Source organism: Clostridium sp. D43t1_170807_H7 (genome assembly GCF_015555905.1).
In the GTDB taxonomy this organism is placed as follows: domain Bacteria; phylum Bacillota; class Clostridia; order Clostridiales; family Clostridiaceae; genus Clostridium.
On the sequence record NZ_JADNLK010000011.1, the window covers coordinates 94153 to 110626 of the forward strand.

Consider the following 16474-nt stretch of genomic DNA (forward strand, 5'->3'; position numbering starts at 1 on the left):
ACAAGTTTCAAGTGACAAGTGGAAAGTTAGTTAAGTAGTATTGTTGAAGTGAATATACTTATAAAATGTGGTAATAGTTTAAATATTATTATATTTTGGAGGTGTATTTTGACAAATAGTATTATTGCAAATAAATCTTTCGATTTTGCCATTGATATAGTTAATCTATATAAAAGATTATCAACTAGTAATAAAAATTGTGTTTTATTAAATCAACTATTAAGATCAGCAACTAGTATAGGAGCAAATGTTAAAGACGGATTAAGAGGACAAAGTAAAAGAGATTTTTTATCTAAAATGTATATAGCATTAAAGGAAGCTGATGAAACAGAATATTGGATTCTATTGTTAGTGGAAACAGAATTTATAGAGAAAGATTTAGGAAACGAAATGCTAAATAAATGTAGAGAGATATCTAAAATATTAAATTCAATTGTAAAAACGACAAAAAAGCAAATATAAAGTTCAAGATAGACAAGGGCAATATTAATGATAAAGAAAATTATAAGAAATAGAAAATCCTATAAACTTATCACTTATAACTTGCCACTTGTCACTGAATAAAGGGGGGGTTTTAGTGTTATTAACAGGGGCTGAAATTCTTGTTAAATGTTTATTAAGCGAGGGTGTTGATACTATTTTTGGATACCCTGGAGGAGCAGTATTAAATATTTATGATTATTTATACAAATATAAAGATAAAATAAAACATTATTTATCCTGCCATGAGCAAAGTGCAGCTCATGCGGCAGATGGATATGCAAGGTCTACTGGTAAGGTTGGTGTTTGTATAGCAACATCAGGACCAGGTGCAACTAATCTTGTTACAGGAATAGCGACAGCTTATATGGATTCAGTTCCTTTGGTTGCTATAACAGGAAATGTTTCAAAAGACTTACTTGGTAAAGATAGCTTTCAAGAGGTTGATATAACCGGCATAACAATGCCTATAACAAAGCATAATTTTATAGTTAAAGATGTTAATAATTTACAAGAAACGGTTAGAAAAGCATTTTATATCGCTAGGGAAGGAAGACCAGGACCAGTTCTAATAGATATACCAAAAGACATAACAGCTGCTAAGACAGAGTATAAAGATTTACAACCATTAGAGGTTGAACCTAAAAGTAAGCATATAACGGAATCAGTTTTAGCTGAGGTTGCAAAATATATAAATGAATCTTCGAGACCTCTTATTTATGCCGGTGGTGGAGTTATTAATGCTAATGCTACAGAGGAGTTAATTAATTTTGCTGAAAAATTAAACGCACCAGTAGCAACTACTTTAATGTGTAGAGGAGCAATACCTTCTGACCATAGATTAAATACAGGTATGATAGGAATGCATGGAAGTAATGCATCTAATATTTTAGCAACAAAATGTGATTTGATAATTGCATTAGGGGCAAGGTTTAGCGATAGAGTAATAAGTGATAGAGAATTTATTAATAATGCCAAAGTTATACAAATAGATGTTGATCCAGCTGAAGTAAATAAAAATGTAAAAGTTGATTCATTCATTATAGGTGATATAAAAGTTGCATTACAAAGATTAATGCCTTTATTAAACAATAAAGAAAATAAAGAGTGGTTAAATACTGTAGATGAGTTGAAACTTTTATCTATAACTAAGAATAATAAAGATAATGGAGAAGAGTTAACACCAAGATTTTTATTTGAAAAGCTTAGTGATATGGATAATGGAGACTTTATTATAGCAACAGAAGTTGGACAACATCAAATGTGGACAGCTCAATATTTTAACTTTAAAACTCCTAGAACATTAATATCTTCAGGTGGTCTTGGAACAATGGGATTTGGATTAGGGGCTGCTATAGGAGCTAAGGTTGCTAATCCAGATAAGACTGTATTTAATATTGCCGGAGATGGAAGCTTTGGTATGAATTGCAATGAGTTTGCTACTGCAGTTAAATATAATATTCCAATTAAAGTTATTGTAATGAACAATAATGCTTTAGGAATGGTTAGACAATGGCAAAGTCTTTTCTATGAAGCAAGATATTCTCAAACCACTCTAGATAGAGCAACTGATTTTGTTAAGCTTGCAGAAGCTTTTGGTGGTGTTGGATTTAGAGTTGAAAAAAGAGAAGAGCTAGAAAATGTATTAAAAGAAGCATTAGCTATAAATAAGCCTGTAATTATTGATTATAGGATAGATAGTGATAAAAAAGTATTTCCTATGGTTGCACCAGGTGCACCAATTCATCAAATAATAAATGAGGAAGACATAGAATGTTAATCTAAATTTCTATCATAGGAATAATGGTAGCAAATTTTAATAAATAAAAAATAATAAATAAAGCGGGGGTATTAAAAATGGCAAAAATGTTTTATGAAAAGGACACAAATTTAGATTTATTAAAAGGTAAAAAAGTTGCAGTAATTGGGTACGGTAGCCAAGGACATGCACATGCATTAAATCTTCATGAAAGTGGAGTAGATGTAGTAGTAGGATTATATGAAGGAAGTAAATCTTGGGATAGAGTTAAAGCAGCAGGGTTAGAAGTAGCAACAGTGGCTAATGCTGTAAAGAGCGCTGATGTTGTAATGATGCTTGTACCAGATGAAAAACAAGCTAAATTATACAAAGAAGAGGTTGCACAATACTTAGAAGCTGGAAATGCTTTAGTATTTGCTCATGGATTTAACATTCATTATGGACAAATAGTACCACCAGCAGATGTTGATGTATTTATGGTTGCTCCAAAGGGACCAGGACATATGGTAAGAAGAACTTATACTGAAGGTTCAGGAGTTCCTTGCTTAATAGCTGTTTATCAAGATGCAACAGGACAAGCAAAAGAATTAGCATTAGCTTATGCAAATGGTATTGGTGGAGCAAGAGCTGGAGTTTTAGAAACTACATTTAAAGATGAAACTGAAACAGATTTATTTGGAGAACAAGCAGTTCTTTGTGGAGGATGTACAGCATTAATAAAAGCTGGATTTGAAACTTTAGTTGAAGCAGGATATGCTCCAGAAAATGCTTACTTTGAATGCTTACATGAAATGAAACTTATTGTTGATTTAATGTATCAAGGTGGAATGGCTGCTATGAGATATTCTATTTCTGATACTGCTGAATATGGAGATTATATGATTGGTAATAGAATTGTTACTGATGAAACTAAAAAAGAAATGAAGAAGGTATTAACTGAAATTCAAGATGGTACTTTCGCTAGAAATTGGCTAATGGAAAACCAAGTTGGTAGACCACAATTTAATGCAATGAGAAGAATGGAAGCTGAACATCCAATTGAAAAGGTTGGTAAAGAATTAAGAGAAATGATGTCTTGGATTGATACTAAGAAATTAGACTAATAAATTAATCTTATAGATGTTAAGAATCACATTTTTAATATTAAGAATGTGGTTCTTTTTTTTTGTATGATTTTACAAAATTTTAGGGGTTAGTTTCAAAATATGAAAGTTAATGATAAAATTTTAAGTGTATAATTTTAAAAATAAATTAGAGGAGAGAGGTATATGGAATTAAAGGTAAAAGTAGATAATAAAAAGGTATTTAATAGAATTGGACTTGCTATTTTTGTTTCAATGATATTAGTAAATATTATTCAAGTTATATTTTTTGGAATTATTGGAGTAGTTAATCAAGAGTTATTATCAGCTCCATGGATAAATTACGCAGGAATTGCAATTAGTTTTTATTTAATAGGATTTCCTATATTTTATCTTATGATTAGAAATTTACCAGAAGAAGAAAAAAGAGAAAGTAGAACACTTGGAGTTTTTGAAGTTATAAAAATATGTGTTATGTCTTATAGTGTAGTATATATAGTTAATTTTTTGACTAACCTTATTATGATGTTGATAGCGGCAATTAAAGGTAGTGAAGTTACAAATCCATTAGTAAATATGCTTGAAGGAAGTAATTGGATATGGACATTGATTTTTGCAGGAATATTATCGCCTATAATTGAAGAAATGATGTTTAGAGGTGTAATGCTAAATAAATTAAGAAGATATGGTGATAAAGTTACAATAATAACAACTGCAATTTTATTTGGATTATTTCATGCAAACTTCTCACAATTTTTCTATGCAGTAGCATTAGGTATGATTTTTGCTTATGTTACATTAAAAACAGGAACTATAAAATATTCAATAGTACTACATATAGTTGTAAATATGATGGGAAGTGTTATTTTACCGGCAGCAATTGGAGATGGCAGTAATCTAGTAGCTGTTGGATGTGTAGGGCTTGTATTATTAGCAATAGTAATAATAGGTTTAGTATTATTAATAAAAAATAGAAAAAATATATCCTTATTAGATGGTGAAATTGAATTAGAAAAAGGAACTATATTTAAAATTGTTTGGATTAATATAGGAATGATATTATATGTAGTAATTTGTTTGATTTCTATGATATCTATATTGTTTATGTAAGTGAGAGAAATTAAATAGAATTAAAAATTACTTTTATTAAGGAAATTTGTTACAAAACTATTGTAAAACGTAAGATGATAAAGTATAATTTATTATAAGTTAATAAATAACTCTTTAGAAAATATAAAAGTTTATGTTAAGAGTTAAATAAAATGAGTTGTATAAAGGGGAAATAATTATGTTAGTTTTAACTATTGAAAATGTACCAGGAAAAGAAGTTAAGGAAATTAAGGGATTAGTAAAAGGAAGTACTGTTAGATGTAAAAATATAGGTAGGGATATTACAGCAAGTTTCAAGAATTTAGTTGGTGGAGAAATGACAGGATATAATGAAATGTTAACAGAAGCTAGACAAATTGCAATTGGAAGAATGGTTGAGGAAGCAGAAGCCATGGGAGCTAATGCTATTATAGGAATGAAACTTATGTCATCAGCAGTTGCGGCAGGTGCAGCTGAAATGGTGGCTTACGGAACTGCTGTAGTTATAGAGTAGGTGACAAATATATGGGAGTCATGATAGTACCAATACTTATACTAATATTTTATGCAGTAATAATTATAGGATCTATAGGATTAGTAATATGGGCTATAACATCTAGAATAAAGGAAAAGAAGATTGAAAAAGATAAATTAGATGAATATAAGAAGTATTAACTATTTTAATAAATAAACTCTAACAATATGGTTAAAAGGCATATCTTAAATATAAGGTATGCCTTTTATTTTATATATAAATAAAGGTTTAATATTTATTATTATATAATATAATTCAATATTAAAAAGAAAAACACGAACGTTCATATAAAAAAACAGCGATATTTATGAAAAATAACTAAAAAATCTGGACAAACATTCGTATTTGTATTAATATTATTCATATAATTAAAAAGTAATCGTGTTTATCGTATAAAATTGGAAATAGGGTCCAACAGTTTCTACCAAATCACCATAAATGATTTGACTACGATATGTTTTGTATAAGAAAATACTACTCTAATCTAAGTATTATATAAACATATAAATATAAAACAATCACTAATTTACATATCAAATTTATACTCTACATGCGATAAATATTACGGTTACAATAAAAAGCATGGGGGTAAACAAATGACAAGATTCATATCTGAATACTTTAATTTTCAAGAAAAAAATACAAATTTTAAAACTGAAACAATAGCAGGAATAACAACATTTTTAACAATGGCATATGCATTATTTTTAATTCCTAGTGTCTTAGCGGATGCAGGAATGCCAGAAAAAAGCGTCTTTGTTGCAACAGCATTAGCTGCAGCAGTTGGAACATTAATAATGGGGATATTTGCAAAATTTCCAATGGGATTAGCTCCTGGAGTTGGATTAAATGCTTTCTTTACATATAGTGTATGCATAGGAATGGATATTCCTTGGCAAACAGCATTATCAGGAGTACTTGCATCAGGGGTTATATTCTTAATAATATCAGCAACAGGATTAAGAGAGTTAGTTATTAAATCAATACCAACAAATTTAAAATTTGCAGTAAGTGCAGGAATCGGATTATTTATAGCTTTTATTGGTTTAAAAAATGCAGGAATAGTTGTAGCAAATGAAGCAACATTTGTAGGGCTTGGAGATTTAACAAATCCAACAGTATTACTTTCAATATTTGGACTTATTGTAATGGCGATATTAATGGTTAGAGGATCTAATATAGCAATATTTATAGGAATGGTAGCAACAGTAGTTGTTGGAATGATATTTGGATTAATAGATGTTCCAAATTCAATAATATCAATGCCACCATCAATAGCACCTACATTTGGAGTTGCACTTCAAAACATAGGAAATATATTTAATCCACAAATGATATTAGTTATTTTTACTTTCTTATTTATGGACTTCTTTGATACAGCAGGTACAATGGTTGCAGTTGGTTCAAAGATTGGATTACTTAAAAAAGATGGTTCAGTTGAAAATGGATCTAAGGCATTACTTGCAGATTCAGTTGCTACTTGTATAGGATCAATATTTGGAACAACTAATACTACTTCTTATGTTGAATCATTGTCTGGAGTAGCAGTAGGTGCAAAAACAGGATTTTCAAGTGTTGTAGTAGGAATATTATTTTTAATTTCATTATTCTTCTCACCATTACTTACAGTGATTACTTCAGCAGTAACTGCACCAGCTCTTATTATAGTGGGTTCGTTAATGTGTAGTAATCTTAAGGAAATTGAGTGGGACAAGCCGGAAGTTTCAATATCAGCATTTTTAACTGTAATATTAATGCCTTTAACTTATAGTATAGGTGAAGGTATAGCATGCGGATTTTTATCATATGTAGTACTTATGATATTTAAAGGAAAAGCTAAAAAAGTACATCCAGTTATGTATGTATTAGCAGTATTATTTGTAATATATTTTGCAATAAGATAGAAGGTATTATATAAAAGCTTTTAAGCAAATTGAAGTTAAATTATTTTAAAAATAATTTAGCATCAATTTGCTTTTTTGTGTTTTAATTAACTTTAACTAGAAAATAGCAACACTTAAATATATAAGGATAAGTTTATTTTGTAGAAACTTACCAAAAAACAAATTTCATGTTTTTGTAAGCTTTTATAAAAAGTTACATGCAGTATTTACAAAAAAATACATAAATGAAATAATTGATATATAATCACGATTAAATAATTATTTAATAGGGGAGAAAAAATATATGAACAAAAACTATTTCAACAAGTGGACCAAGCAGTCATACAGTAGTGAAGTCTAAAACTAAAAATGGATATGCTTGTGATGCTTATGCACAATCAACACACAATGTTTATGAAAGCGAAAGATATAATGCAACTAGAACAAGATGGTGGTAAAATAAGGTAAAAGGAGAGGTGAAAGCAAAGTATTTTGCTTTCACTATATAGTAGTATGAGAAAGGTAATAGTTTTATTAGTATTAATATTAGGTTTAATGATTGGATGTAGTGATAATAAAAATTTAGGTAATGAGTATATAGAAGGAAAAGATGCTCAATATATGTTTATGGGAAGTCAAGATCAAAATTATATTGCAATGGCTGAAAATGGATACTACTTTTTAAATGGTATATATATTTATTATTGTGATTTTAACACAATGGAATCTGTGGTTTTATGTAATAAACCTAATTGTCTTCATGATAAAGAGTTAGATGAAACTAAAAAATATAATTGTAATGGTTTTGTATTAACTGGAGTTCCATGTACTTTTTTAACTGTATATGATGGATACTTATACTGTTATATATCAGAGGATTTTGTAAAAGCGACTGATCCTAGTAAATCTATACCTGAATTAATTAAAATTTCATTAGATGGTTCTGAAAGAAGTACTATATGTACTTTAGAAAAAAGTATTAGATCTATGACATTACATAGAGGAAAATTATATTACGTTGTAGAGAATATTATAGATGAAGATGAGGGAATTGTTAATGTAACATTAAAAGAACTTAATATTTTTAATAAAAATACTGAACCAAAAGAAATCGTATCATTAGAAGGTATTTCAGCTAATATAAACAATGTAATACCTAAAGGAAATAACATAATTTATACTAAGGCATATCTTGATAAGGATTATAATACCATTTATAGTTCAGAGGTTTATAATTTAGAAAATAAAAGCATTAATTATATTGGTAAAGATGTTACAGAAGATGATTTAGGAATAACTAGTATTAGTGATAATAATATTATATTTATCCCAAGGAAAATTGAGAATGGAGAAGTAGTATTAGATGATAATATTTATAGTTATAATTTAGATACTAATAAATCAGAGATATTATTTAAACGTGAGTTTGAGGATATTATTTTTTATTCAGATGATAAATATATATATTCAGATAATATTTTACAAAAATTTAAAAGTGAATCATCTACAGAGGCTTTTAAAAGAATATTAAATATATATGATAAAGAAGGGGATAAAGTAGATAGTATAGATGTTAGCGAACTTAGTGATGATTTTGCTTATTTTTTAAGTGGTGATGATAAATATATGGTGATAAAAGCAGAAAATGAAGAAGGAGCATATATAAAATATATTGATAAAAGTAAAATAGGAACAGGTAATGCAAAATTAGAAACATTATTTGAATTAGAAAGTAAGTATTTGGATACTGGTGTTCGTATGATAGTAGAGTAGTAATAGAGCGATATATCTAAATGAAATAATTAAGATATAAGTGAGAAGTTAATTTTTTAACTTCTCACTTAATAGGAGAAAAAATGAGAAAATTTTTAAGTTTTATAATAATTATTATATCAATTACAAGTATTATTTCTTGTGCAGGTAATTATGAATCAAATAATAATTATATAAAAGGTAAAGATGCACAGTATATGTACATGGGTATGAATTCTCAGCAATATATAACAGCAAGTAATGAAGGATATTACTTTATTAACGGATTATACTTATATTATTGTGATTTTAATGGTATGGAGCCAATAGTATTATGTAATAAGCTTAATTGTTTGCATGATAAAGAAATTGATTCTTCTAAAAAGTATAATTGTAATGGGTTCTTAATAACTGGAGTTACTCCTAAATTATTAACTATTTATGATGGTTATATTTATTGTGATATAGAAGCAGATTTCTTAAAAGATAGCTTTAATCCAGAGTTAATTAGAATTTCATTAGATGGAGATAAAAGAGAAACAGTATGTAAATTAGAATCAGATATTTATTCTATGGCTTTACATAGAGGGAAATTATATTATTCAGTATCCAAGCTTTCACTTGAAAGCGATGATGCAGAAAAGGGAATATACCAATATACATTAAAGGAATACGATATATTAAATAGTGGATCAGAAATAAAGGAGTTATTTACAGGTAAATTAGTTGATGGAAGTATTTCGAATATTATACCAATTGGAGAAAATTTAATATTTTCTGAAAGTGGATTTGATCAAGAGAGTGGAAAAATTATAGTATATGATAGTTTGTATAATATTAAAAATAATAAAAGATATAAAATTGCAGAAGATATAAGTGCTGATACAATTGGCTCATTTGGAATTTCCAATAAAAATCTAGTTATATTACCAAGGAAGTTAGATGGGAATAATTATATTACTGATAATAAGCTATATGAATATAATTTAGAAACAAAAGAAAGTAAGGTACTATTTAATAAAGAATTTGAAGGAACTTTTTATTATTCTGATGATAATTATATATATGTAGACAATATTCTATCAATTGAGGATGGGAATCAGAATCGAATTATAACAATTTATGATAAAAAGGGAAATAAAGTAGATTCTATAGATACTCCATATAGTGGTATTTATAATTCTTTTATCAGTGGGGATGAAAAGTATATGTTTTTAAGAGGTAGAAGTGAAGAAAAAGCATATATAAGATATGCTGATAAAAGTAAAATAGGAACAGGTAATTTGCAATGGCAAACATTATTTGAATTGGAATCAAAATATTTAGATACTACAGTTAGTAAATAAAGATGATATAGGAGTAAAAGGATATTTAGTATAATTTTATTTAATTATTGTTTGAATGATTGGATGTAATAAGAGTAAAAATTTATAGTAGATGAGCTTTTATAGAGGTGAGGAAAATATTAGGGTATGAATTTAAAAAATTATTTTCTAATAAAGCAGTAATATCTAGTATTATTATATTAATTATTATCAGTATTCTAGGGTTCTATAATAATCAAATTAAATATAATGATATTCTTATAGATAATTTAGATAGATATTATGAACTAGAGGAACAATATAAAAATAATCTAGAAGGATTAAAAGAACTAGAAGAAGAGTTAATTAATTATACTAGTATTTATTATATGTATATAGAAAATGATAATAATTATATGGTCTTAAATGATGAAGAGAAAGAAATAATAGAAAAGTTCAATAAAAGTATATATTCAAGGGACTTTAATAAACTTAATTTAGATTTATATTTAATAGAAATTTTAAGTGATCAGATTAATCATGTTAGCACATATAAAGATTATTTAAAAAGTGTGGAAGAGGATAAAGATAAACTACTTAAAGTATCTATATTTCATAAAAAGGGAAGTTTTTCATATAACAATATAATAAAAACAGCTGAAGATTTCCAAAAGTTAAATTCAGTAGAAACGAGTGTGGGAATTGAAAAAGGGGTTACAGCTATATCTAACTACTGGATATCAGATTTAAGTATACTATTAATAATTATAATTTTATCAATAAATATATTTTTACAAGAAAGAGAAAATGAAATTTTAAATCTTCTTAAAGCTAATAAAAAAGGAAGACAACCATTAATTACTACAAAATTAATTACAATGATTCTTTCTGTAATAACAATAACGGCATTTGTTTATTTTTCATTAATGATAATTTCAGATAAATTATATGGATTTGGAGACATAAATAGAAGTATTCAATCTATTTCAAACTTTAGAGAATGTAATTTATTAATAAGTGTAAAAGAATATTTAGTACTTTTTATTATATTTAAAATATTTACATCAATAATGATTTCAGTAATAGTTACTATGATAATTCAATTAAATAAAAATGTGACAAAATCATATATAGCAGTAGTTACTTTTATTTTCTTAAGCTATATGTTCTATAAATTTATTCCATTTAATTCTGCATTAAATGCTTTAAAATATATAAACATATTTTCATTTTTAGCTGTAGGAAAGTTACTAGGAGAATATATAAATATAAATTTTTTTACAAAGGCTATAAACTTATTTTCTATATATAAAATTATGTTAGTAACAGTTTTACCAATACTTATATGTATTAATATTTTAATTTTTATAAAGGAAAAAGATATTAAAGGTAAGGAATTTAACTTAAATATTTTCTTAAAATTAAAAAGTAAGATAAGTAGAATGACCATACCATCAACATTATTTTTTAATGAGATTTATAAAATAATTATTGAAAATAAAGCTTATGTAGTAATACTAATAGCTGTATTTATAAGTATTTCTAATATAAATATTAATGAAGAAAGATCTTATGATAATGATACTATTATATATAAAAATTATATAAATAAACTTTCAGGAGTATTAACCCAAGGAAAGGAAAGGTACTTAGAAAGAGAACAACAAAAGCTTTATAGTATCGGAGAACAAAAATTAAAAAATGAATATTTGCTTCAAAAAAATAAGATAACTAGAGATGAATATGAAAAAAAATCACTTAAGTTAGAAATTCTTAATAAGAAGGTAGAGGCATTTGATGAAGTATATAATCAATATCAGTATTTAAAATATATAAAAGATACTAAAAATATAAATGTTCATTTTATAGATAAAAATATAAAAGAAGAGTTGTTTAATTTAAAGTCAGAATTAAATAATGGAATATATTTATCTATATTACTTATTATTATTCTTTCTAATATTTTTGCAAAAGAATATAAAAGTGGAGCTATAATATTAATTCAAGGTAGTAAGGAAAGAAAAAAATTATTTTTATATAAATTTATTATAAGTTATATAATTACAGCAATATTATTAATATTGGTATATATGCCTACTTATATTAATGTTATAGATGAATTTGGAATTGAATTTTTAAAGGCACCAATTCAAAGTATAGAACAATATATGAATATATCAGCAAATCTAACAATTATTCAGTTTATAATTTTAGAAAGTATATTAAAGTGTATTGGAGTAATGTGCATAACAACATGTATAGTTTGTTTATCACTTTTAAGTAAAAATCATATTACTACTATAATAATTTCTACAATTTTATTAATACCAAGTATATTAATGAGGGTAATAGGGGTAAATCTTAATGGAAATATATCAATTTCAAATATTTTTAGTCTTAATGAATCATTATCTTATAAGAGTGGAATAAGTTTTAATATAATTTATTTTATTAGTATCATAATATTAGTAGTTGGAATTGTATTTGTTACACAAAAGAAGTTTAAAAATGAGAAGTTATTAAGAAGAGGGGTACAAGCATGAAGCTGGAAATAAAGAATTTAAGCAAGACGTATGTTAAAGGAAAGCCAAAGTCTTTAGATAACTTAAGTACTGAATTTACTAGTGGTGTTTATGGTATATTAGGTCCAAATGGAGCTGGAAAATCTACATTAATGAATATAATTGCTGATAATATTAAAGCAGATAGTGGTGAAGTATTATATAATGGAGAAAATATAATAGAATTAGGCAAAGATTTTAGAAATATATTAGGATATATGCCACAGCAGCAAGGAATTTATAAAAGTTTTACTGGGCGAAGATTTTTATGGTACATGGCATCTTTAAAAGGAATTCCTAAAAAAGAGGCAAAAGAAAGAATTGAAAATGTATTAAATTTAGTTAATTTGAAGGATCATGCTGATAAGAAGTTAGGAGCATATTCAGGAGGAATGAAACAAAGAATACTTATTGCTCAAGCATTACTTAATGATCCAGAAGTCTTGTTATTAGACGAGCCTACAGCTGGATTAGATCCTATGGAAAGAATAAGAATAAGAAATTTTATAAGTGAAATTGCTATAAATAAGATAGTTATTATCACGACACATATAGTTTCAGATATACAGTATATATCTAAAGAAATTTTGCTTATGAACAAAGGTAAATTATTATTAAAGGACAATCCTGATACTATAGTAGAGAGTATGCAAGGAAAAGTATTTGAAGCTAGAATACAAGAAAATCAACTTAATAAAGTAAAAGAAAAATATAATATTAGTAATATTATAAAAACTAATGATGGATTATTAGCAAGAATAGTATCAGAAGATAAACCAAAGGAATTAAATATCAATGATGTAAAGAGTACCTTAGAGGATACTTATTTATATTATTTTAATTAGATAAAGGTATATAGACGTTTTTATATAAGCTATAGATAAGAGAAATACTTTACAATAATAATTTGAATCTGTATAATTAATGTGTAATTTGTTAAAAATAACTATAGTAATTGCGTTGAAGAGGAGCAGTAAATAGATATTTAATTTAAAGCGATTTAGGAATGGTGAGAGCCTAAAATTTAAAACTATTGAAGGAAACCTTGGAGCAATAAAAATTAATAAGTATTTGAGTGGGTTAATAATTTATATTAACCAATTTAGGTGGTAACGCGGAATATAAGTTTTCGTCCTAATAATATTTAGGATGGAAACTTTTTTATTTGGATATAAATGGGTGTACCTCCGGGGAACAGCCATTTTTTTACATTATATATAAAGGAGAATTAAATATGGCATTTGAAAAGTTAGCTGAAATAATATTCCCTAATGTTGAACATGATAGAGAATATTACATAGCAAAATATCCAAAAAGAAACTTAAAAGAGGGTGCTAGAGTAACTAGATATGCACCATCACCAACAGGATTCCAACATATAGGTGGAGTTTTTGCTGCATTAATCAATGAAAGATTAGCAAGCCAAAGTGAAGGTGTTTTCTATTTAAGAATAGAAGATACAGACCAAAAAAGAGAAGTTGAAGGAGCTATTGAAGATACAATTGCAACTATGCATAACTTTGGAATGGACTTCAGCGAAGGAATGACTGGTCAAGAAACTTCAAAAGGAGAATACGGTCCATATAGACAAAGTGAAAGAGCTGAAATATACAGAACTTTTGCTAAGGATTTATTATTAAAAGGTTTAGCATACCCAGATTTCTGTACTCCAGAAGAATTAGCAGCATTAAGAGAAGAACAAATTGCTAATAAAATAACTCCAGGATACTATGGAGAATATGCTAAATACAGAAATATTACTGAAGAGGAAGCTATTGAAAGAATAAATAATGGTGAAACTTATATTTTAAGATTAAAATCACCAGGAAACATTGAAAATAGAGTAGAATTCCACGATTTAATAAAGGGAGACATATCTTTCCCAGAAAATAATCAAGACGTAGTTTTAATAAAAGGTGATGGACTTCCAACATATCACTTTGCACATGCTATAGATGACTATCTAATGAGAACTACAGATGTAATAAGAGGAGAAGAATGGTTATCATCACTTCCAATACACGTTCAATTATTTGAAGTATTAGGATTTGAAAGACCAAACTATGCTCATATTCCAACAATAATGAAACAAGAAGGTGGATCTAAGAGAAAGCTTTCTAAGAGAAAAGATGCTGAAGCAGCTGTTTCTTACTATAATGAAGTTGGATATCCAGTAGTATGTGTTATTGAATACTTATTAAACATAGTAAACTCAAGTTATGAAGAATGGAGAGCAGAAAATCCAACTGCTGATTATCATGAATTCCATGTTGCTTTAGAAAAAATGAGTAAGAGTGGAGCATTATTTGATTTAGTAAAATTAAATGACGTTTCTAAAGATGTTATAGCTAGAATGCCAGCAGATAAAGTATATGAACAATATACTGCATGGGCTAAGCAATATGACGAAGAAATGTATAACCTAGTAACTTCAAATGAAGCTATGGCTAGAGAAATATTTAATATAGATAAAGAAGGTCCAAAGCCAAGAAAAGACTTTGCTAAGTGGGATGAAGTTAAAGATAAAATATTCTACTTCTTTGATGAATTATTCTATAATGAAACTGCTGAACAAGTAGAATTACCAAAGACTTTATCTTTAGAAAATGCTAAAGCTATAATTGAAGAATATGCAAAGAAGTTTACTTTCAATATAGGAAGCCAAGAAAATTGGTTTGAAGAATTAAAAGTGATTGGAGCAGAGCTTGGATACTGTGCAAATAGAAAAGAGTTCAAGGCTAATCCAGATGCATATAAGGGTATGATTTCTGATGTTGCAGGAGCTGTAAGAAGTGCACTATCACATAGAACAAATACTCCAGATCTTTATACTTTAATGCAAATCATGGGTGAAGAAAGAGTTAGAGAAAGATTTAATAAATTTTTAAGTTTATAATAAAGGGAGCTGTATTTAGATTGAAATTATTAATTTAATCTAAATACAGCATTTTTATACTAATTTATATTTATTATATTACATAATTAAGCTTAATCTGAATATATTGGTATGTATTATATTATTTAAAATTCATAAAATAATACCGAAAAATATAATTGGAGGTAATATTATGAACAATATGAATAATAAAAATCAAAGTAATTCAGCTATGACTAACAATGCACAACAAGGTATGAATAGTAGTGCTCAAATTGATGCAAATATTGAAGCATATAAAAAAGCACAACAAAATTCAAATCAAAATTCTATGCAATAAAATATTTCAAATAAAAACTTTCTATTTTTATAGAAAGTTTTTATTTTGTAGAAATATTATTAAAGGTGCTAAATTTAATTTGTATTGGGTAAAAAGATAAATTAGATTATATTATAGAAAAAATGAGAAGCTCTCGCTAATAGCAACAATTAATACAAGGTATCAAAGTAATTATAATGTATAAACTATTATTGTAGTGGTGGTAGAACTAAGTATTAGACTTGGTTGTATCAGGACTAAATTTAACAGAATATTGGAGGTAAATGTTATGAGTAAACATTCAAATTGTGGATGTCATACAGAAGGAAAAAGTGATTGTGAATCAACTTGTGGATGTGGATGCAATAGTGGTGCACCAAAATCTGCAGTAAATAATCAATGGGCATCACCTGCAAGTGTAAAATCAAATATTACTGATAAATGTAAATGTGAGAAAAAAGAAAAAACTGAAACAAATAACCAATGGTGCTAAATTAAGAAAATATAAATTTTTTAAATTATAACAATAAGTACTAGTATTAAATTAATAATATAGTGCAAACTAATATCGATAAGAGTGTTAGGAGGGTAGACCAATGGGATGAATGATAATAAAAAGAAAATTTATACTTATAAAAGTGAAGACAATCATTTAAGTTCTCAATATTGGGATATAGACTGTGATTGTAATTTGTTAAACGATTTAACTGGTGATTATGGGTTCCATGAAGATAGAGGAACTCTAAAAAAATGATTATATAAGTGGCGACTTGTGTGTACCTGATTATAAAATTATAAAAATTACTGTGTATGAAACCTCAAAGACACTCACTAT

The 16474-nt window shown here is 26.8% G+C and carries 15 protein-coding genes, 1 riboswitch and 1 other annotated feature; all 15 genes read left to right on the plus strand.

Annotated elements, in window-relative coordinates; all coding sequences use genetic code 11:
- Positions 1-108 precede the first annotated feature (108 nt).
- Positions 109-462, plus strand: a complete 354-nt coding sequence (locus I2E98_RS09000) for a four helix bundle protein (RefSeq protein WP_195468585.1) — start codon at positions 109-111, stop codon at positions 460-462.
- A gap of 115 nt (positions 463-577) precedes the next feature.
- Complete coding sequence (ilvB, locus tag I2E98_RS09005; protein ID WP_195468586.1) at positions 578-2260, plus strand: biosynthetic-type acetolactate synthase large subunit; 1683 nt, start codon at positions 578-580, stop codon at positions 2258-2260.
- Positions 2261-2337: 77 nt separating this feature from the next.
- Positions 2338-3342, plus strand: a complete 1005-nt coding sequence (gene ilvC, locus I2E98_RS09010; protein ID WP_195468587.1) for a ketol-acid reductoisomerase — start codon at positions 2338-2340, stop codon at positions 3340-3342.
- A gap of 165 nt (positions 3343-3507) precedes the next feature.
- Entirely contained in the window at positions 3508-4431 is a 924-nt protein-coding gene (locus I2E98_RS09015) for a type II CAAX endopeptidase family protein (protein ID WP_195468588.1), read from the plus strand.
- Positions 4432-4609: 178 nt separating this feature from the next.
- The gene (locus I2E98_RS09020) at positions 4610-4924 is read left to right on the plus strand and encodes a heavy metal-binding domain-containing protein (protein ID WP_195468589.1); all 315 of its coding nucleotides are present in this window, start codon (positions 4610-4612) and stop codon (positions 4922-4924) included.
- A gap of 11 nt (positions 4925-4935) precedes the next feature.
- On the plus strand, positions 4936-5085 hold the full coding sequence (locus tag I2E98_RS09025) for a hypothetical protein (RefSeq protein ID WP_195468611.1): 150 nt from the start codon (positions 4936-4938) through the stop codon (positions 5083-5085).
- A gap of 228 nt (positions 5086-5313) precedes the next feature.
- Positions 5314-5415, plus strand: a riboswitch (purine riboswitch).
- 126 nt (positions 5416-5541) lie between these two features.
- Positions 5542-6849: an NCS2 family permease gene (locus I2E98_RS09030; protein ID WP_207737589.1), complete on the plus strand. Its 1308-nt coding sequence runs from the start codon at positions 5542-5544 to the stop codon at positions 6847-6849.
- A gap of 492 nt (positions 6850-7341) precedes the next feature.
- Positions 7342-8601, plus strand: a complete 1260-nt coding sequence (locus I2E98_RS09035) for a hypothetical protein (protein WP_195468590.1) — start codon at positions 7342-7344, stop codon at positions 8599-8601.
- Positions 8602-8684: 83 nt separating this feature from the next.
- A complete protein-coding gene (locus I2E98_RS09040) occupies positions 8685-9926 on the plus strand; it encodes a hypothetical protein (protein WP_195468591.1) in 1242 nt (413 codons plus the stop codon).
- 107 nt (positions 9927-10033) lie between these two features.
- The gene (locus I2E98_RS09045) at positions 10034-12427 is read left to right on the plus strand and encodes a hypothetical protein (RefSeq protein WP_195468592.1); all 2394 of its coding nucleotides are present in this window, start codon (positions 10034-10036) and stop codon (positions 12425-12427) included.
- Positions 12424-13290, plus strand: coding sequence for an ABC transporter ATP-binding protein (locus I2E98_RS09050; protein ID WP_195468593.1), 867 nt, complete (start codon positions 12424-12426; stop codon positions 13288-13290). The genes I2E98_RS09045 and I2E98_RS09050 overlap by 4 nt, the downstream gene beginning before the upstream one ends.
- A gap of 106 nt (positions 13291-13396) precedes the next feature.
- Positions 13397-13585: a binding site (T-box leader), on the plus strand.
- 94 nt (positions 13586-13679) lie between these two features.
- Positions 13680-15341: a glutamate--tRNA ligase gene (gene gltX, locus I2E98_RS09055; protein ID WP_195468594.1), complete on the plus strand. Its 1662-nt coding sequence runs from the start codon at positions 13680-13682 to the stop codon at positions 15339-15341.
- A gap of 172 nt (positions 15342-15513) precedes the next feature.
- On the plus strand, positions 15514-15660 hold the full coding sequence (locus tag I2E98_RS09060; RefSeq protein ID WP_195468595.1) for a hypothetical protein: 147 nt from the start codon (positions 15514-15516) through the stop codon (positions 15658-15660).
- Positions 15661-15928: 268 nt separating this feature from the next.
- Complete coding sequence (locus tag I2E98_RS09065) at positions 15929-16132, plus strand: hypothetical protein (RefSeq protein WP_195468596.1); 204 nt, start codon at positions 15929-15931, stop codon at positions 16130-16132.
- Positions 16133-16240: 108 nt separating this feature from the next.
- Entirely contained in the window at positions 16241-16393 is a 153-nt protein-coding gene (locus tag I2E98_RS09070; RefSeq protein WP_195468597.1) for a hypothetical protein, read from the plus strand.
- Positions 16394-16474: the final 81 nt, after the last annotated feature.

Coding starts and splice junctions, on each gene's coding strand:
- ilvC (WP_195468587.1), top strand. CDS start 2,338: ATGGCAAAAATGTTTTATGAAAAGGACACAAATTTAGATTTATTAAAA.
- I2E98_RS09015 (WP_195468588.1), top strand. CDS start 3,508: ATGGAATTAAAGGTAAAAGTAGATAATAAAAAGGTATTTAATAGAATT.
- I2E98_RS09020 (WP_195468589.1), top strand. CDS start 4,610: ATGTTAGTTTTAACTATTGAAAATGTACCAGGAAAAGAAGTTAAGGAA.
- I2E98_RS09025 (WP_195468611.1), top strand. CDS start 4,936: ATGGGAGTCATGATAGTACCAATACTTATACTAATATTTTATGCAGTA.
- I2E98_RS09030 (WP_207737589.1), top strand. CDS start 5,542: ATGACAAGATTCATATCTGAATACTTTAATTTTCAAGAAAAAAATACA.
- I2E98_RS09035 (WP_195468590.1), top strand. CDS start 7,342: ATGAGAAAGGTAATAGTTTTATTAGTATTAATATTAGGTTTAATGATT.
- I2E98_RS09040 (WP_195468591.1), top strand. CDS start 8,685: ATGAGAAAATTTTTAAGTTTTATAATAATTATTATATCAATTACAAGT.
- I2E98_RS09050 (WP_195468593.1), top strand. CDS start 12,424: ATGAAGCTGGAAATAAAGAATTTAAGCAAGACGTATGTTAAAGGAAAG.
- gltX (WP_195468594.1), top strand. CDS start 13,680: ATGGCATTTGAAAAGTTAGCTGAAATAATATTCCCTAATGTTGAACAT.
- I2E98_RS09060 (WP_195468595.1), top strand. CDS start 15,514: ATGAACAATATGAATAATAAAAATCAAAGTAATTCAGCTATGACTAAC.
- I2E98_RS09065 (WP_195468596.1), top strand. CDS start 15,929: ATGAGTAAACATTCAAATTGTGGATGTCATACAGAAGGAAAAAGTGAT.
- I2E98_RS09070 (WP_195468597.1), top strand. CDS start 16,241: ATGAATGATAATAAAAAGAAAATTTATACTTATAAAAGTGAAGACAAT.